Below are 18,160 nucleotides of genomic sequence, written 5' to 3'. Positions count from 1 at the left end.
CCTCATGCTCCAGTCCACACACTTGTCGTCCCACTCTCCGGCGTGGGAATGCAGCTCTGGTCGCTCTGCGTCCAATCTTTAGGTATCAACATGCCTACAAGAGAGGGCTGCTGCCCGCAGGACGTTCGGGACGTTAAGACCGGCTGAGAAGCGGCCCGGCCATGCCTGATGCACCGCATACACCGGTCCTGCTGCCGCTTCCCGGCAGATCGCGAGCAAGCTCGCTCCCACGGCCTGCGGCCAGAATCTCAACTATCGTGCGGCGCTCCGCTTCGTATGCCGTTCTGGACGCCCAGCGGCCCGGCCCACCGCATGCACCGGTCTTGCTGCCGGTTCCCGGCAGATCGCGAGCAAGCTCGCTCCCACGGCCTGCGGCCAGAATCTCAACTATCGTGCGGCGCTCCGCTTCGTATGCCGTTCTGGACGCTCAGCGGCCCGGCCCACCGCATGCACCGGTCTTGCTGCCGGTTCCCGGCAGATCGCGAGCAAGCTCGCTCCCACGGCCTGCGGCCAGAATCTCAACTATCGTGCGGCGCTCCGCTTCGTATGCCGTTCTGGACGCCCAGCGGCCCGGCACACCGCATGCACCGGTCTTGCTGCCGGTTCCCGGCAGATCGCGAGCAAGCTCGCTCCCACGGCCTGCGGCCAGAATCTCAACTATCGTGCGGCGCTCTGCGTCGCATGCCGTTCTGGACGCTCTGCGTCCTATCATCAGTACCCTTGAATCACCCCACATTGCGCGTTAACAGCTCGGTGAACGCCTTGGCCATGGGCGATTGTTCGTCCTTGCGTTGCACCAGCCACACCGCGCTGGTTGCGCCGGGGTCGAGGACGTTGCGGTAGACCACGCCGTCGATGCGCATTCGCCGGTAGGACGCAGGCAGTACGGTGACGCCCAATCCTGCTGCAACCAGGCCGATGATAGTCATCACTTCGCCCGCTTCCTGGGTGATCAGCGGGCTGAACCCCGCGGCGCGCGCCAGGCTCAGGACTTGCGCGTAGATGCCGCTGCCGTAGGTACGCGGGAAGAACACGAACGGCTCGGCGGCCAGCGCCGCCATGTAGATCCCTTCCTCGCTCCCTGCCGCCAGAGGATGGTCGGCACGCATGATCGCCACCAGCGGTTCACTGAGCAATTCGAACACCACCAGTGAATCGGGCAATGCCAGCGGGCGCATGATGCCGACCTGAATGGTTTTGTCCTCAAGACCTGCCGCCACTTCCTGACTGGTGATCTCGGTCAGGGTCAGGTGCACGTCCGGGTAGGCCTGGCGGAAAGCAAAAATCGCCTGCGGAATGCTCGACGTAAACGGCGCAGACGAGGTAAAGCCGATCTTCAGCTCGCCGATCTCACCCAATTGCGCACGCCGCGCCACGTCAGTGGCCTTGTCGACCTGCGCCAGCACCAGCCGTGCTTCGTCGAGAAACAGCCGCCCGGATTCGCTCAACTCGACGCGCCGGTTGGTGCGCTCGAACAAGCGCGTGCCAAGTTCCTGCTCCAGCGTCTGAATCTGCTGGCTGAGCGGCGGTTGCGAAATACCCAGCGCCTGCGCGGCGCGGCCAAAATGCAGCTCTTCGGCAACCGCGATGAAGTAACGCAGATGACGCAATTCCATGCGGCCTCCATTAAGTCGTTTTACCTATCAAACAGGTCGAACAATATATTGGATGGAATGATTAGCGAGCTATATGATTTTTTCATCGCCTGCTCAATCATGCCCTGAGGTCTTTGTGAACCCTGCCGTCGCCCCGCCCACCCCAGACCTGAACACCCCGGCCGTACAGTCGTCGACACTGCCCGGCGATACCTACATCGAAAAGAACACGCCGCTTTTCAAACGCACTGCGCTGGCGCTGTTCGCTGGCGGGTTTTCGACCTTTACCCTGCTGTACTGCGTTCAGCCGATGATGCCGACGCTGTCCAGCGAGTTCTCCCTGACGGCGGCACAAAGCAGCCTGATCCTGTCCGTCGCCACGGCAATGCTCGCCATCGGCCTGCTGATCACCGGGCCGATATCCGATCGGCTGGGGCGCAAGCCGGTGATGGTCATGGCGCTGTTCTGTGCGTCGCTGTTCACCATCGCCAGCGCCTTGATGCCTAGCTGGGAGGGCGTACTGATTACCCGCGCCCTGGTAGGCCTGTCACTGAGCGGCCTCGCGGCGGTGGCCATGACCTACCTGAGCGAGGAGATCCACCCCACCCATCTGGGTCTGGCGATGGGGCTGTATATCGGCGGCAGCGCCGTCGGTGGTATGAGCGGAAGGCTGATCGTCGGGGTGATGATCGACTATGTCAGCTGGCATGCGGCAATGCTGGTAGTTGGCGGGCTGGCGCTGATCGCCGCAGCGGTGTTCTGGAGGATCCTGCCGGCGTCACGCAACTTCCGCCCGCGCTCGCTGCACCCTCGCAGTCTGCTCGACGGGTTTGTGGTGCAGTTTCGCGATGCAGGCTTGCCGCTGCTGTTTCTGACCGGCTTTCTGCTGATGGGCGCATTCGTCACGCTGTTCAACTACATCGCCTACCGCTTTCTGAGCGCACCCTACAACCTGAGCCAGGCCGTGGTCGGGGTGTTTTCCGTGGTGTACCTGTCGGGCATCTACAGCTCGGCAAAGATCGGCTCGCTGGCTGACCGCCTTGGCCGCCGACAGGTGCTCTGGGCCGTGATCGTGATGATGCTGGCCGGCCTGCTGCTGACCCTGTTAACCCGGCTGCCGCTGGTGATCGTCGGCGTACTGATCTTCACTTTCGGCTTCTTCGGCGCACATTCGGTGGCCAGCAGCTGGGTCGGACGCAGGGCCACCACCGCCAGAGGCCAGGCCGCGTCCCTGTACCTGTTCTGTTACTACGCAGGCTCGAGCGTAGCCGGAACCGGCGGCGGCGTGTTCTGGCACTACGCGGGATGGAACGGCATCGGGCTGTTTATCGGCGTGTTGCTGCTGATCGCACTTGGGGTAGCGCTGCGGCTGGCAAGGTTGCAGCCGCTGGGGGCGAAGGTTTAGTCACCCGGCAGACGCAGGCGGATGGGGGGACGCAATGGCACTCCCATCAGCCACCTAACCCCTTCCAAGAAATTTATTTTCATATATTTGTTTATATTTCGTTTTCGTGTAATTTATTTTCATCACGAAAGCAGAGATAAAAACAATGAATACCTGTGATCGCCCTGAAACGCCCCTGCTCCACCTTATTGCGTCATCCCTGCCGAGTACCCCCGAGTCGCCTTCAGGCTGACGGCTTCAGCCGTCGGTATTGCGCTCTCGCCTACCCATTCTGCAAGGAACCGCCGCTATGTCGCCGTCTCCCGGTATTTCGCTGTTGGTCTACGCCGCTGTCGCCATCATCGCCTTGATCGTGCTGATCGCGCGTTACCGCCTCAATCCGTTTATCGTCATTACGCTTGTTTCGGTCGGTCTGGCCCTGGTCGCGGGAATGCCGGCCAGTGGCGTGGTCGCCTCCTATGAAGCGGGGGTTGGCAAGACGCTGGGGCATATCGCGCTGGTCGTGGCGCTGGGCACCATGCTTGGCAAGATGATGGCCGAGTCTGGCGGCGCCGAGCAGGTGGCGCGCACTCTGATCGACCGCTTTGGCGAACGTAACGCGCACTGGGCCATGGTCTGCATCGCGTTTCTGGTGGGCTTGCCACTGTTCTTCGAAGTCGGCTTCGTTCTGCTGGTGCCGATTGCCTTTACCGTGGCCCGGCGTGTCGGGGTGTCGATTCTGATGGTCGGCCTGCCGATGGTCGCCGGTCTCTCGGTGGTGCATGCGCTGGTGCCGCCACACCCTGCTGCGATGCTCGCGGTGCAGGCGTATCAGGCGTCGGTGGGGCAAACGCTCTTCTACGCCATCCTGATCGGCATCCCCACGGCGATCATCGCCGGTCCGGTGTATGCCAAATTCATTGTGCCGCGCATCCACTTGCCAGCTGAAAACCCGCTGGCCAAGCAGTTTCTCGACCGCGAACCACGCCAGAAGCTGCCCAGCTTCGGCCTGACCATGGCAACGATTCTGCTGCCGGTGGTGCTGATGCTGCTGGGTGGCTGGGCCAACCTGATCAGCACACCGGGCAGTGCGTTCAATGGCTTTTTGCTGTTCATCGGCAACTCGGTGATCGCCCTGCTGCTGGCCACCCTGTTGAGTTTCTGGACGCTGGGCATCGCTCAGGGTTTCAACCGCGACTCGATCCTGAAATTCACCAATGAGTGCCTGGCACCGACTGCCAGCATCACGTTGCTGGTCGGTGCCGGTGGCGGTTTGAACCGTATTCTGGTCGACAGCGGTGTCACCAACCAGATCGTTGGTCTGGCGCAGGACTTTCATCTGTCACCCCTGCTGATGGGCTGGTTGTTTGCGGCACTGATGCGCGTTGCAACGGGCTCGGCGACGGTAGCAATGACCACCGCATCGGGCATTGTTGCGCCTGTCGCGCTGGGGCTGGGTTACCCGCACCCCGAATTGCTGGTGCTGGCGACGGGCGCAGGCTCGGTGATCTTTTCCCACGTCAACGACGGTGGTTTCTGGCTTATCAAGGAGTATTTCAACATGACCGTCGCGCAAACGTTCAAGACCTGGACGGTCTTGGAGACGCTGATTTCTGTCGTCGCTTTTGCCCTGACGCTGGGCCTGGCGCAGGTGCTTTGAGTGGACATTCTGTACCAGATACGTGCCCGTCAGGATTCCCTCAGCGCGGGAGAGGGACGAATCGCCAAGCTGTTGCTCAGCGATATAGCCTTCGCGGCCAGTGCCAGTCTGGATGAGCTGGCCAGCCGCGCCGAGGTCAGCAGTGCGACGCTGTCACGCTTCGCACGCAGCATCGGTTGTCGGGATCTGCGCGATTTGCGCCTGCAACTGGCCCAGGCCAGCGGCGTCGGCAGCCGCTTCCTTCATCCTGAACCGGCGCCGGAGCAGTCGGCGTTTTTCACCCGGATCGTCGACGACATCGAAGCGACCCTGCGCCAGCACCTGGCAGGCTTCGATGCAACACGCTTTGCCGCCGCCATCGCCTGTGTCGCCGACGCACGCATGATTCACACATTCGGCATGGGCGGTTGCTCCAGCCTGTGCAGCGAGGAACTGCAAACCCGGCTGGTGCGCCTGGGTTACCCGGTGGCCGCCTGCCGCGACCCGGTGATGATGCGCATGGTCGCCGCTACGCTTGGCCCGCAACACAGCCTGATTGTCTGCTCGCTCAGCGGGCGCACACCGGAACTGCTCGACGCCGTGACCCTGGCCCGCAGCTATGGTGCCCGCGTGCTGACCATCACGCTGCCTGACTCACCGTTGGCACAACTGGCCGAGGTTGTGCTGCCGCTGCAAATTGCTGAAACCAATTTCATCTATAAACCTACCGCAGCGCGCTACGGCATGCTGCTGACCATCGATGTGCTGGCCACTGAACTGGCGCTGGCGAGCCCTGAAGACAATCAGGAGCGGCTGCGCCGGATCAAGCTTGCGCTGGATGAATACCGTGGCGGTGAAGATGGCCTGCCGCTGGGAGACTGAACCATGCTTTATGACCTGATCATTCGCAACGCACTGGTCATCGACGGCAGTGACACGCCGGGGGTACGCGCCGATGTGGCGATCAGCGAAGGGCGCATCCAGCGCATCGGCAGTCTGACCGGTGCCAGTGCCCGGGAAGAAATCGATGCGGCCGGTCGCGTGCTGGCCCCCGGATTCATCGATGTGCATACCCACGACGATACGGTGGTCATCCGCAAACCCGAGATGCTGCCGAAAATCAGCCAGGGCGTGACGACCGTCATCGTCGGCAACTGCGGGATCAGCGCTTCGCCGGTCTCGCTGAGCGGCAATCCGCCCGACCCGATGAACCTGCTGGGCGACGCCGCGGCGTTCGTCTATCCACGTTTCACCGACTACCGCGCGGCGGTTGAAAACGCCCGGCCCGCCGTTAACGTGGCGGCCCTGATCGGCCATACCGCCTTGCGCAGCAACCACATGGATGACTTGTTGCGCAGCGCCAGCCCGGAAGAAATCGCCGCGATGCGCGAGCAGTTGCGCGACAGCCTGGAAGCGGGCGCGCTGGGGTTGTCGACCGGCCTTGCCTACGCTTCGGCGTTCTCGGCCGAAACCAGCGAGGTCAAACAACTGGCTGAGGAACTCAGCGCGTTCGGCGCGATTTACACCACCCACCTGCGCAGCGAATTCGAGCCGGTGCTTGAGGCCATGGCAGAAGCATTCGATATAGGTCGCCATGCGCGCTCACCGGTCATCATCTCGCACATGAAATGCGCCGGTGCCGGCAACTGGGGACGCAGCCCGCAACTGCTGGCGGCCCTGGAAGAGGCCGCGCAGGACCATCCGGTAGGCTGCGACTGCTATCCCTATGCGGCCAGTTCTTCAACGCTGGACCTTAAACAGGTGACTGACGCATTTCGCATTACCATCACCTGGTCTACGCCACACCCGGATCAGGGCGGCAGGGATCTGCAGGACATTGCCGCCGACTGGGGGCTGTCATTGCTGGACGCCGCACGCAAGTTACAGCCTGCGGGTGCGGTGTACTACGGCATGGATGAGGGCGACGTCGAACGCATCATGTCTCACCCGCTGGCGATGATCGGCTCCGATGGCCTTCCGGAAGACCCGTTTCCTCATCCGCGCCTGTGGGGCGCGTTCCCGAGGGTGCTTGGGCATTTCAGCCGGGACAAGGGGCTGTTTGCGTTGCACACCGCCGTACACAAAATGACCGGGCTGTCAGCCGCGCGCTTCGCCTTGCACGAACGCGGCCTTATTCGCGAGGGTTACTGGGCGGATCTGGTGTTGTTCAACCCGCAAACCGTGCGCGACGTGGCGGATTTCAAAGACCCTCAGCGAGCGGCGCAGGGCATCGACGGTGTCTGGGTCAACGGTCGCCTGAGCTACGCAGAAGGCAAGGCGCAAGGCGAGCGCCAAGGTAGATTCCTGCCACGCAGCGGTTCGCTGCGGCAGAGCTTTGCGGATGCAAAAGCGCCGACGTAGTCGTCGGCGCTTAAATCAATCGATGCGTCTTGAGGCATCGACGCCTCGTTGGCTCGGCAATTACTGGTGATACTGCGCCGACAACTCGTGCACCGCATTGATGAACGCGCCGGCATTGGCCGGGTCGACTTCAGGGGTGATGCCGTGGCCGAGGTTGAAGACGTGCCCGGTGCCGCTGCCGTAGCTGGCAAGGATGCGTGCGACTTCCTGGCGGATGGCTTCCGGGCGGGCGTACAGCACGGTCGGGTCCATGTTGCCTTGCAGCGAAACCTTGCTGCCGACACGCTGACGCGCTTCGCCGATGTCACAGGTCCAGTCCAGCCCGAGGGTGTCCGCACCGATGTCGGCAATGCTTTCCAGCCACAGACCGCCACCTTTGGTGAACACGATCACTGGCACCTTGCGCCCGTCGTTTTCGCGAATCAGGCCGTTGACGATCTTACGCATGTAGGCCAGCGAGAACTCCTGATACGCCGCCGAAGACAGGCTGCCGCCCCAGCTGTCGAAGATCTGCACGGCTTGCGCACCGGCCAGAATCTGGCCATTGAGGTAGGAGGTCACTGACTGCGCCAGCTTGTCGAGCAGCAGGTGCATCGCTTGCGGGTTGTCATAGAGCATGGCCTTGGATTTGCGGAAGTCTTTTGACGAACCGCCCTCGACCATGTAGGTCGCCAGCGTCCACGGGCTGCCGGCGAAACCGATCAGCGGTACGCGACCGTTGAGTTCGCGGCGAATGGTGCTGACCGCATCCATCACGTAGCCCAGGTCCTGCTGCGCATCGGGGATCGGCAACGCTTCGATGTCAGCCAGCGTGCTGACGGTTTTCCTGAAGCGCGGGCCTTCGCCGGTTTCGAAGTACAGCCCCTGACCCATCGCATCGGGAATGGTCAGGATGTCGGAGAACAGAATCGCCGCGTCCAGCGGGTAGCGATCCAGCGGCTGCAAAGTGACTTCACAGGCGAACTGCGGGTTCTTGCACAGGCTCATGAAGTCCCCGGCACTGGCGCGGCTGGCGCGGTATTCCGGCAGGTAGCGACCTGCCTGACGCATCATCCATACCGGCGTGACGTCTACGGGTTGCTTGAGCAAAGCGCGAAGGAAACGGTCGTTCTTCAGGGCAGTCATGTCGGCATCCGCAATAAAAGTGCCGGCATTTTCTCAGAGCTCGACGCAAAAGGCACGGCGAGAGCCGTGCCTTTTGTCTATCGTGCCGATTTGCTGTCGTTATGCACGGGCATGCGCCTTCAGAACCGGCTGATTTCCGTCACATTTGCTTATGGTTGAGGATATCGAAAGGCTCGAGCAGGCCTTTTTCCACTCGCTTGAGCACCAGACGCCAATCCCCTCTCCCGGTGCTATCGCCAATGGAGGGCAAGTCCAGGAAAAAAAACTTTGCGTTTTTATCCAGTTTATTTTTTGCAGTGGGTTTCCATCTATGCAGGTGAGCAGCGCCATCAAGAACGTACTTCTCAACAGCATTCCTGACTGAGGCTTCCAGGTCTTTGGCCTGTATCTCCTTATCCGCTCTTTTGAATTCGGCAGCGTTGAAAAAATCACTCATGTGTATTTTGTACCTGAGTTTTCCAGCACTCTTGCCCGGTGTATCCGTACCGTTCCCTGTTTCCGTGGGCAGCTTGGTTATCCGGTGTCTGCCGCCACCGCGCAAACCGGCCGACGCGTGTACCCAGACACCTTGATCGTCGAGCTGGATCGGCAGTTGGTAATACGCATCCGGTCGCCGCGAATCAATAACCCGCCATGCCGCACAATCTGAGTCGTATCTGACGGCATAGACTTTTTCCTGTTGCACGGCGTAAAAGCGGCTCGGTACACCTTCTTGAGCTTTCTCATGGATGCCCCGGTAAATCCCGTCACTGCGCGCTTTCAGCCCGACAGGCGTTTTGGATACCGCTGTTTTCGGATCGAGCACAGAGCGGCCAACCGTTGCCGTAGAAGATGTTCTGACCCGCCGCCCTTTTGACAACGTCAGCCCATCGGCCAGCAACAATGCCGCCTGAACCAAATACAACGGGGCACTCCCCTGTTCGCTGGACTTCTTTCCAACGCCCTGCCAGATAGCGTAAAAACTGCGAAGGGCAGCGATCGGCAGTTGCACTTTAAAAGGTGTGAAGGTGAGGAGGATGTCGCCAACGGTTTTGGTGATTTCCCAGGCACTTTCCCAATAGGTTTCCCAGTTGGTATTGGTCTGTTCATCGACAGCAGAAATGACCCGCGCGACTTCAGACTCATAGACCACCTCAAGAAAACTCCCGGTACACGGCTGCAGTTCCATGAACAGCGTGTCACGGCCAGCGGTCAGTACCTGCCTGACATCGGCCTGTGAGGCCAAAGGTGCCCTGCTCACCAGGTAGTTCAGCAATTCGGGCTCAAGCAATATCCGCTGCCGGAACTCCTGCGTATCGCTCATTTCCCGGAAGCACATGCCGTCAGGAGCCTGCGGGGTAAAAACCACCACGTTGGCGACGCTGGAGCGCGACTCGGTGCCGATCACCAATACACCGCTCAATGACACACCATTGATGGATAACTGGCTGACCTGAATACGATGCCCCTCCACCGTTGCGCGATCATCACTGTCAACTGGGTGATCGAGCACAGCGGCAACCCATTTGTAGCCTCTGTTCGCCAGCTCGGGAGGAAGCCCGCCATCACCCAGAAAGTCTCCCGCCATTTTCGCCTCGATCGCGTCGAGGCGCATTTGTGCGCGCATGACGCGTGCATAACGCTCACGGTGCCATTGTCCTGCCGCCGACGTGGACAGGACTATGCTGAGATACCTTGAGTAATCCTCACCAATGTTCAGCTCACGAATCAGGCCGAACAGATAACCGGCGTTGAGGAAACTGAGCAGTTGCCCCTGATCGTCAAACGCGCGACCGGTGAGTAGAAAGTTGATATTGGTGAGTGCAATGTTCTCCAGCGACAGATCTGTAAGGCTGCGCTCTTGCGTTTCGTAATGCGGCTCCAGCTCGGAAGGGCCGACATATTCATAATCGATATCAATGCCGATGCCCGGATCAATCTCGACGCTGGTGGTATGAACGCTGATGCGGTCAGGATCCACTGTAATGCCGTGATCGAGCAAAATTCGTTCTTGCAGTTTTCCCCGCGCGTAGTTACGCAACCGGTCAGGCTGTCCGTAAACGGAAGGATCCGGCAGGTCAGGTGCCTGGGCTTCGAGCAACGCCTGGCTGTAGTCCTGCACCGCCACTTTCCAGCTTTGTTTTTCGACATCGGTCGCGTTCGCGAACCAGTCAGGCAGACAATCGTTTTCGATTTCAGTGGGTTGCTCAGGGTCGAACCAGCCGCGATTTTTCTCAATGGCACGCCGGGTCAGAACGTCGCGAATGCCTTTCACATCCTGCTCGAACTGCATGCCCAGCGCAAAACGCTCTTCGGCTTTCAATTGCGAACTGATCGCAAGATAGAAGCTGTCGGTACCCGGCTTGAATGAGAAAAACCCGCCGCTTTCGGTGTCCCGAGCACTGTAGTTGCCGTAGCCGTCATGCAGCAGAACGATACGGGTATCGTCAGGGTCTTCCGGAAAATACTCGCTCTCGCCGGGTTCGAAGATCACCAGCTCTCGCCCCGATTCGGCAGTCAGCAACTCTCTGATGATCTCGCGGGCCAGCTCATCCGTGTAGGTATTGAAGCTCCGCGTTCGCGACAGGCCGTCGATAGCCAGACTGCTGCTCCACTCATCCAGAGAAATGCTCATCGCCTCGTCGAAAGACTCCGGCAGAACAACATTATCCAGAAAGTCAGCTTCTTCCTGCTCTGTCAGCGGCATCTGCTCCAACAGTCCTTCAAGACGACCGGCCGGAACATCCGGGTATAAAGCGCATAGCTCGCTCAGGACCGCAGAAAGCAGAGTCTGCTGACGAACCCACAGTGGCAGGAAAGGATTACGTGTGCGGGTATCCAGTTGCCCCTTCGAGGCGCCCTCATCGGCCGCCACCAGTGCATCGAATAACAGCGGCCTTTGGTCATTTGCCAGACCCGCTATTTGCTCGCGCAGGGTAACGATTCGTCCGTCATCACTGTGACTGCCGGGAAAGTTGCCACCCATGCCGACACTGGAACCTGCCGGCAACTGACTGAACACCCAGTGCAGCAAAGGCTCATCATTGGAGACCGGAACATCATCCGGAACGATATAGGCATCGGCGTTTTGCATCAGGACGATGCTGCCTTGAACGGCGCTTTCATCGCTGCCTTTCAAAAAGACCGCGAGCACTTCGTCGTTTTCGTTGTGAATTCTGATAGACAGGTCGGCAGGCCAGTCAGGCAACTGAACCAGCAAGGCGAATAACGCATCTTCACCGCCTTCAGGGAAAAAGTTCTTCTCTGTAAAGCGCCCGACGAATTGGTCGATTATCCGGTCCGCGCGTTCTCGAGCCCGGTGTTCGCGTACGGCAACCGTACTGGGCGTGAACCTGTCCGGCCCGAGAAGTTTCTGTTCTTTGGATAGAGCAAGTTTGCCCATGGGGGCGGCTTTCAACATGGCTATTTCCTTATAGCGACATGGATGGCGGGAGTGCCTGCACGGCAATTGGCCTCCCGATGAAAGCGCAACAGCGTAACGCCTTCCGGAAGCAGAAACCGAGGGCAGAAACAAGGCGTTAACAATCGAGTATCGCGCCCCTTACGAACAGGTCGTGATCGGAAAATCGGGGTTGTTTCAGAAGATCTCAAACCCGCCACGTCGAGCGCACACGCGCCTGACGCATTCAAAGCGCAGGAAACAGGCAAAAACGACTATTCATCACTGCCTTCCCCGGTGGAAACGCTCTTCCTGAGCGAGTTACACCGAGTCCAGAGAGTAAGTGCCGGGCGGGATGTCAGAGACATTGGCACAGTGCATGCGAAGGGTAGACGCTTGTTGTCGGGGTGCGCGTCAGTAACGACACACCCCGGCAACACCAGACTCAGACGCCCAGGTAATCCAGAATCCCTTCAGCCGCATTACGGCCTTCGAAGATAGCGGTCACCACCAGGTCGGAGCCGCGCACCATGTCGCCACCGGCGAATATCTTCGGGTTGCTGGTCTGGTGCTTGTACTGCGCCTGTTCCGGGGCCACGACACGGCCCTGGCTGTCGGTGCTGATGGTGAACTGCTCGAACCATGGCGCCGGGCTTGGGCGGAAGCCGAAGGCGATGACCACGGCTTCTGCCGGGATGATCTCTTCGGAGCCCGGAATCGGCTCGGGACTGCGACGACCACGGGCATCCGGTTCGCCCAGGCGCGTCTCGACCACTTTCACGCCTTCAACCTTGCCCTCGCCGATGATGGCGATAGGCTGACGGTTGTAGAGGAACTTCACGCCTTCTTCCTTGGCGTTTTTCACTTCCTTGCGCGAGCCAGGCATGTTTTCTTCGTCGCGGCGGTAGGCGCAGGTCACTGACTTGGCGCCCTGGCGGATCGAGGTGCGGTTGCAGTCCATCGCCGTGTCACCACCGCCCAGAACCACGACCCGCTTGCCCTTCATGTCGACGAAGTCTTCCGGCGCCTTTTCGAAGCCCAGGTTGCGGTTGACGTTGGCAATCAGGAAGTCGAGCGCATCGTGCACACCCGGCAGATCCTCACCGGGGAAGCCGCCTTTCATGTAGGTGTAGGTGCCCATACCCATGAAGACCGCATCGTATTCTTCGAGCAATTGATCGATGGTGACATCCTTGCCGACTTCGGTATTTAGCCGGAATTCGATGCCCATGCCGGTGAACACTTCACGGCGATGGCTCAGCACGGATTTCTCCAGCTTGAATTCCGGGATGCCGAAGGTCAGCAGACCGCCGATTTCCGGGTTCTTGTCGAACACCACCGGGGTCACGCCGCCACGCACCAGCACGTCGGCACAGCCCAGGCCCGCAGGCCCTGCGCCGATGATCGCGACGCGCTTGCCGGTGGGCACGACTTTGGACATGTCCGGACGCCAGCCCATGGCGAAAGCAGTGTCGGTGATGTACTTCTCGACCGAACCGATGGTCACCGCACCGAAACCGTCGTTCAGTGTGCAGGCACCTTCACACAGGCGATCCTGCGGGCACACGCGGCCGCAGACTTCCGGCAGGGTGTTGGTCTGGTGCGACAATTCCGCAGCCGCGAGGATATTGCCCTCGGCGACCAGCTTGAGCCAGTTGGGAATGAAGTTGTGCACCGGGCACTTCCATTCGCAGTACGGGTTGCCGCAGCCCAGGCAGCGGTGCGCCTGATCGGCAGACTGCTGGGGCTTGAAAGGCTCGTAGATTTCCACGAACTCTTTCTTGCGTTGACGCAGCAGTTTCTTCTTCGGGTCTTTACGTCCGACGTCGATGAACTGGAAGTCGTTACTGAGACGTTCAGCCATTCTCTGGAGCCTCTTTGCAGCAGCTTCAGGTTACAAGCCTGAAGCTGCGGGAATCATGATCGCAGGCAATTGGCGCACTGCTGTTAACGTGCGGCGTGAAGCTCGCCGCTCGCAGCTGCTGTTATTGCGGGTTGGCCCGAGTGCTGGAGAGCAGCGATTTCAGGTTGGCAGCCTTGGGCTTGACCAGCCAGAAACGACGCAGGTAATCGTCCAGGTTTTCCGCGATATTACGGCCCCATTCGCTGTCGGTTTCCGCGACGTACTCATTCAGGACGCTTTGCAGGTGAGTGCGGTAAGCCTCCATCGATTCGCCGCTGATACGCTGGATCTCGACCAGTTCATGGTTGACGAGGTCAACGAAGGTGTTGTCCAGGTCGAGCACGTAGGCAAAACCACCGGTCATGCCGGAACCGAAGTTATAGCCGGTCTTGCCCAGTACGCAGACGAAACCACCCGTCATGTATTCGCAGCAATGATCGCCAGTGCCTTCAACGACAGTGTGGGCACCGGAGTTACGCACAGCGAAACGCTCGCCAGCCGTGCCCGCTGCAAACAGCTTGCCGCCAGTTGCGCCGTACAGGCAGGTGTTACCGATAATCGCGCTTTCGTTGGTCTTGAACGGGCTGCCCTTGGGCGGCACGATCACCAGCTTGCCAGCGGTCATGCCCTTGCCGACGTAGTCGTTGGCATCGCCTTCCAGATACATGTTCAGGCCACCGGCGTTCCACACCCCGAAGCTCTGGCCGGCAGTGCCCTTGAAGCGGAAGGTGACAGGTGCCTTGTTCATGCCCTGGTTGCCATGCAGTCTGGCGATTTCGCCGGAGATGCGCGCGCCGATCGAACGGTCGCAGTTGCAGATCTCCAGTTCGTAGTCGCCGCCGCTGAGCGCCTCGATGGCCGGCCTGGCCATCTCCACCATCTTCTCGGCCAGCAGGCCCTTGTCGAACGGCGGGTTGCGATCCACCAGGCTGAACTGAGGCTTGTCGGCCGGAATATGGTCGCTGCCCAGCAAGGGTGTCAGGTCCAGATGCTGCTGCTTCTCGGTTTCGCCCGGCAGGATGTTCAGCAGGTCGGTACGGCCAATCAGCTCTTCCAGCGAGCGAACACCCAGCCTGGCCAGCCATTCGCGGGTTTCTTCTGCCACGTAGGTGAAGAAGTTGATCACCATGTCGACGGTGCCGATGTAGTGGTCCTTGCGCAGCTTTTCGTTCTGGGTCGCTACGCCGGTGGCGCAGTTGTTCAGGTGGCAGATACGCAGGTATTTGCAGCCCAGCGCGATCATCGGCGCGGTGCCGAAGCCGAAGCTTTCGGCCCCGAGGATGGAAGCCTTGATCACGTCCAGGCCGGTTTTCAGACCACCGTCCGTTTGTACCCGAACCTTGCCGCGCAGGTCGTTGCCGCGCAGGGTCTGGTGAGTTTCGGCCAGCCCGAGCTCCCACGGTGCGCCGGCGTATTTGATCGAGGTCAGTGGCGATGCACCGGTGCCACCGTCGTAACCGGAAATGGTGATCAGGTCGGCGTAGGCCTTGGCGACACCGGCGGCAATGGTGCCGACGCCCGCTTCTGCCACCAGCTTGACCGACACCAGCGCCGCCGGGTTGACCTGTTTCAGGTCAAAAATCAGCTGCGACAAGTCTTCGATGGAATAGATGTCGTGGTGCGGTGGCGGCGAAATCAGCGTCACACCCGGCACCGCATAACGCAGCTTGGCAATCAGCCCATTGACCTTGCCGCCCGGCAATTGCCCGCCCTCGCCCGGCTTGGCGCCCTGCGCAACCTTGATCTGCAGCACATCGGCATTGACCAGGTACTCGGGCGTCACGCCAAAGCGGCCCGTCGCGATCTGCTTGATCTTGGAGCTGCGGACCGTGCCGTAACGAGCCGGGTCTTCGCCACCCTCACCGGAGTTGGAGCGCGCGCCCAGACGGTTCATCGCCTCGGCCAGCGCTTCGTGGGCCTCGGGCGACAAGGCACCCAGCGAAATACCGGCCGAGTCGAAGCGCTTGAGGATTTCGCTCAGCGGCTCGATTTCGTCGATGTTCAAGGGCTGATCGAGTGTCTTGACCTTCAGCAGGTCGCGAATCATCGACACCGGACGCTGGTCCACCAGCGAGGTGTATTCCTTGAACTTGCTGTAGTCGCCCTGCTGCACGGCAGCCTGCAGGGTGCTGACCACGTCCGGGTTGTAGGCGTGGTATTCGCCACCAAACACGAACTTGAGCAGGCCGCCTTGCTGGATCGGCTTGCGCGGGCTCCAGGCTTCGGCAGCCAGCGCCTTCTGTTCGGCTTCGATGTCGACGAAGCGCGCGCCCTTCAGGCGGCTCGGCACACCGCGGAAGCTGACATCGCAGACTTCCTCGGACAGGCCGATGGCTTCAAACAACTGCGCGCCACGGTAGGACGCAACGGTCGAGATGCCCATCTTCGAGAGGATCTTGAGCAGGCCCTTGGTGATGCCTTTGCGATAGTTCTTGAAGACTTCGTACAGATCGCCCAGCACTTCGCCGGTACGGATCAGGTCGCCCAGCACTTCGTAAGCCAGGAACGGATAGACCGCCGAGGCGCCGAAGCCGATCAGCACGGCGAAATGGTGCGGGTCACGCGCCGTCGCGGTTTCGACCAGAATGTTACTGTCGCAGCGCAGGCCCTGTTCGGTCAGACGGTGGTGAACCGCGCCGACCGCCAGTGAAGCGTGCACCGGCAGTTTGCCCGGTGCGATGTGTCGGTCGCTCAACACGATCAGCGTATGACCGGAACGCACGGCCTCTTCGGCCTGGTCGGCAACGCTGCGCACAGCGGCTTCAAGACCCAGGCTTTCATCGTAGTTCAGGTCAATGATATGACGCTCGAAGCCCGGACGCTCCAGGTTCATCAGCGACCGCCACTTGGCTGGCGAAATGACCGGCGAACTGAGGATCACGCGCGAGGCGTGCTCCGGCGATTCCTGGAAGATGTTGCGCTCGGCACCGAGGCAGATTTCCAGCGACATGACGATGGCTTCGCGCAGCGGGTCGATCGGCGGGTTGGTCACCTGCGCGAACTGCTGGCGGAAGTAGTCGTAAGGCGAACGCACACGACGCGACAGCACGGCCATTGGCGTGTCATCACCCATCGAGCCTACGGCTTCCTGGCCCTGCTCACCCAGCGGACGCAGCACCTGATCACGCTCTTCGAACGTGACCTGATACATCTTCATGTACTGCTTGAGCTGCTCGCTGTCGTAAAAAGCCGAACCGTGGTCGTTGTCTTCCATGGTGGCCTGAATGCGCAGGGCATTCTTGCGCAGCCATTGCTTGTACGGATGACGCGACTTGAGGCGGTTGTCGATGGCGTCGGTGTCGAGGATCTGACCGGTTTCGGTGTCCACGGCAAAGATCTGCCCAGGGCCGACGCGGCCCTTGGCGATGACGTCTTCAGGCTTGTAGTCCCATACGCCGATTTCCGACGCCAGGGTGATGTAGCCGTTCTTGGTGGTGACCCAGCGCGCCGGGCGCAGGCCGTTGCGGTCGAGCAGGCAGACCGCATGACGACCTTCGGTCATGACCACGCCCGCAGGGCCGTCCCACGGCTCCATGTGCATGGAGTTGTACTCATAGAACGCCCGCAGGTCCGGGTCCATGGTCTCGACGTTCTGCCACGCAGGCGGAATGATCATGCGCACGCCACGGAACAGGTCGATGCCGCCGGTGACCATCAGCTCGAGCATGTTGTCCATGCTCGACGAGTCAGAACCCACGCGGTTGACCAGCGGGCCCAGCTCGTCCAGGTCCATCAGATCGTTGGTGAACTTGGTGCGTCGCGCCTGCGCCCAGTTGCGGTTGCCGGTAATGGTGTTGATCTCGCCGTTGTGGGCGAGGAAGCGGAACGGCTGCGCCAGCGGCCATTTCGGCAGGGTATTGGTGGAAAAACGCTGGTGGAACACGCAGATAGCGGTCTGCAGACGCTCGTCGCTCAGGTCCGGGAAGAAGGCCGTGAGGTCGGCCGGCATCATCAGGCCTTTATAAATGATGGTCTTGTGCGAAAAGCTGCAGATGTAGTGATCGGTATCTGCGGCGTTGGACACCGACGAGCGGCGACGCGCACTGAACAGCTTAATGGCGAATTCCTGATCGCTCAGGCCTTCACCGCCAATGAATACCTGCTCGATTTTCGGCAGGCGCTCCAGCGCCAGACGACCCAGAACGCTGGTATCGATCGGCACCTGACGCCAGCCCACCAGATCCAGGCCCTCGGCGAGGATTTCACGGTTCATGTTTTCGCGTGCGGCGTCGGCCTTGGCGTCGTCCTGATTGAGGAACACCATGCCCACAGCGTATTGGCGGGGCAGATCGACGGCGAAGTGTTCCTTGGCGATCGCACGCAGGAAGCCGTCGGGCTTCTGAATCAACAGACCGCAACCGTCGCCGGTCTTGCCGTCGGCGTTGATACCGCCACGGTGGGTCATGCAGGTCAGGGCCTGAACGGCCGTCTGCAACAGGTGATGACTGGGCTCGCCCTGCATATGAGCGATCAGGCCGAAGCCGCAGTTATCCTTGAATTCATCTGGTTGGTACAGACCTGCTTTCATAGACACTTTCTCACCAGGCTGCCTCTATTCGAGGCAAATTTCCTTTTAATTCAACCAATTACCTGTCACGCCGAACGTGCGCCAGCTTCGGACAGGCAAAACGGAGGTCATTGTACACAGCGACACAAGGGCTAACAAATTTAACGACGACTGGCTGATAATCAATGTCGCAATTATGAAAGTTTTAAAACGGGTCGCTGTGCTAGTCAAAGTATTTCTTCGTGAATCTGACTGACGCGACGGGAG

At 60.4% G+C, this 18,160-nt stretch carries 10 protein-coding genes; 4 read left to right on the top strand and 6 right to left on the bottom strand.

Annotated elements, in window-relative coordinates:
* Positions 1-427: 427 nt before the first annotated feature.
* Both AO388_RS29360 and AO388_RS12610 read right to left on the bottom strand, forming a co-directional pair.
* Positions 428-712, bottom strand: a complete 285-nt coding sequence (locus AO388_RS29360; RefSeq protein WP_153003985.1) for a hypothetical protein — start codon at positions 710-712, stop codon at positions 428-430.
* Between the two features lie 13 nt (positions 713-725).
* A complete protein-coding gene (locus AO388_RS12610; protein ID WP_058397760.1) occupies positions 726-1,616 on the bottom strand; it encodes a LysR family transcriptional regulator in 891 nt (296 codons plus the stop codon).
* A 115-nt stretch (positions 1,617-1,731) separates the two neighbouring features.
* Here AO388_RS12610 and AO388_RS12605 point away from each other — a divergent pair, with 115 nt between their 5' ends.
* The 4 genes from AO388_RS12605 to AO388_RS12590 all read left to right on the top strand — a co-directional run bounded on the left by AO388_RS12605 (position 1,732) and on the right by AO388_RS12590 (position 6,979).
* The gene (locus tag AO388_RS12605; RefSeq protein ID WP_080376766.1) at positions 1,732-3,000 is read left to right on the top strand and encodes an MFS transporter; all 1,269 of its coding nucleotides are present in this window, start codon (positions 1,732-1,734) and stop codon (positions 2,998-3,000) included.
* Between the two features lie 289 nt (positions 3,001-3,289).
* The gene (locus AO388_RS12600; RefSeq protein ID WP_058416545.1) at positions 3,290-4,639 is read left to right on the top strand and encodes a GntP family permease; all 1,350 of its coding nucleotides are present in this window, start codon (positions 3,290-3,292) and stop codon (positions 4,637-4,639) included.
* Positions 4,640-5,500 (top strand): MurR/RpiR family transcriptional regulator, encoded by an 861-nt coding sequence (locus tag AO388_RS12595; protein ID WP_058416544.1) that lies wholly within the window; start codon positions 4,640-4,642, stop codon positions 5,498-5,500.
* Positions 5,501-5,503: 3 nt separating this feature from the next.
* A complete protein-coding gene (locus AO388_RS12590) occupies positions 5,504-6,979 on the top strand; it encodes an N-acyl-D-amino-acid deacylase family protein (RefSeq protein ID WP_058416543.1) in 1,476 nt (491 codons plus the stop codon).
* Positions 6,980-7,039: 60 nt separating this feature from the next.
* On the opposite strand, the gene hemE is transcribed toward AO388_RS12590, so the two are convergent.
* From hemE to gltB, 4 genes are all read right to left on the bottom strand, one after another.
* Positions 7,040-8,104, bottom strand: a complete 1,065-nt coding sequence (hemE, locus tag AO388_RS12585) for a uroporphyrinogen decarboxylase (protein ID WP_003366016.1) — start codon at positions 8,102-8,104, stop codon at positions 7,040-7,042.
* A gap of 139 nt (positions 8,105-8,243) precedes the next feature.
* Positions 8,244-11,504 (bottom strand): dermonecrotic toxin domain-containing protein, encoded by a 3,261-nt coding sequence (locus AO388_RS12580; RefSeq protein ID WP_058416542.1) that lies wholly within the window; start codon positions 11,502-11,504, stop codon positions 8,244-8,246.
* A 424-nt stretch (positions 11,505-11,928) separates the two neighbouring features.
* Entirely contained in the window at positions 11,929-13,347 is a 1,419-nt protein-coding gene (locus AO388_RS12575) for an FAD-dependent oxidoreductase (protein WP_010438787.1), read from the bottom strand.
* A gap of 121 nt (positions 13,348-13,468) precedes the next feature.
* Entirely contained in the window at positions 13,469-17,914 is a 4,446-nt protein-coding gene (gltB, locus tag AO388_RS12570) for a glutamate synthase large subunit (protein ID WP_058416541.1), read from the bottom strand.
* Positions 17,915-18,160: the final 246 nt, after the last annotated feature.

The organism is Pseudomonas sp. ICMP 10191, assembly GCF_001467335.1.
Classification (GTDB): domain Bacteria; phylum Pseudomonadota; class Gammaproteobacteria; order Pseudomonadales; family Pseudomonadaceae; genus Aquipseudomonas; species Aquipseudomonas cerasi.
Note: the sequence above shows the minus strand (reverse complement) of the source record. Positions and strands in the feature narration are given on the sequence as shown.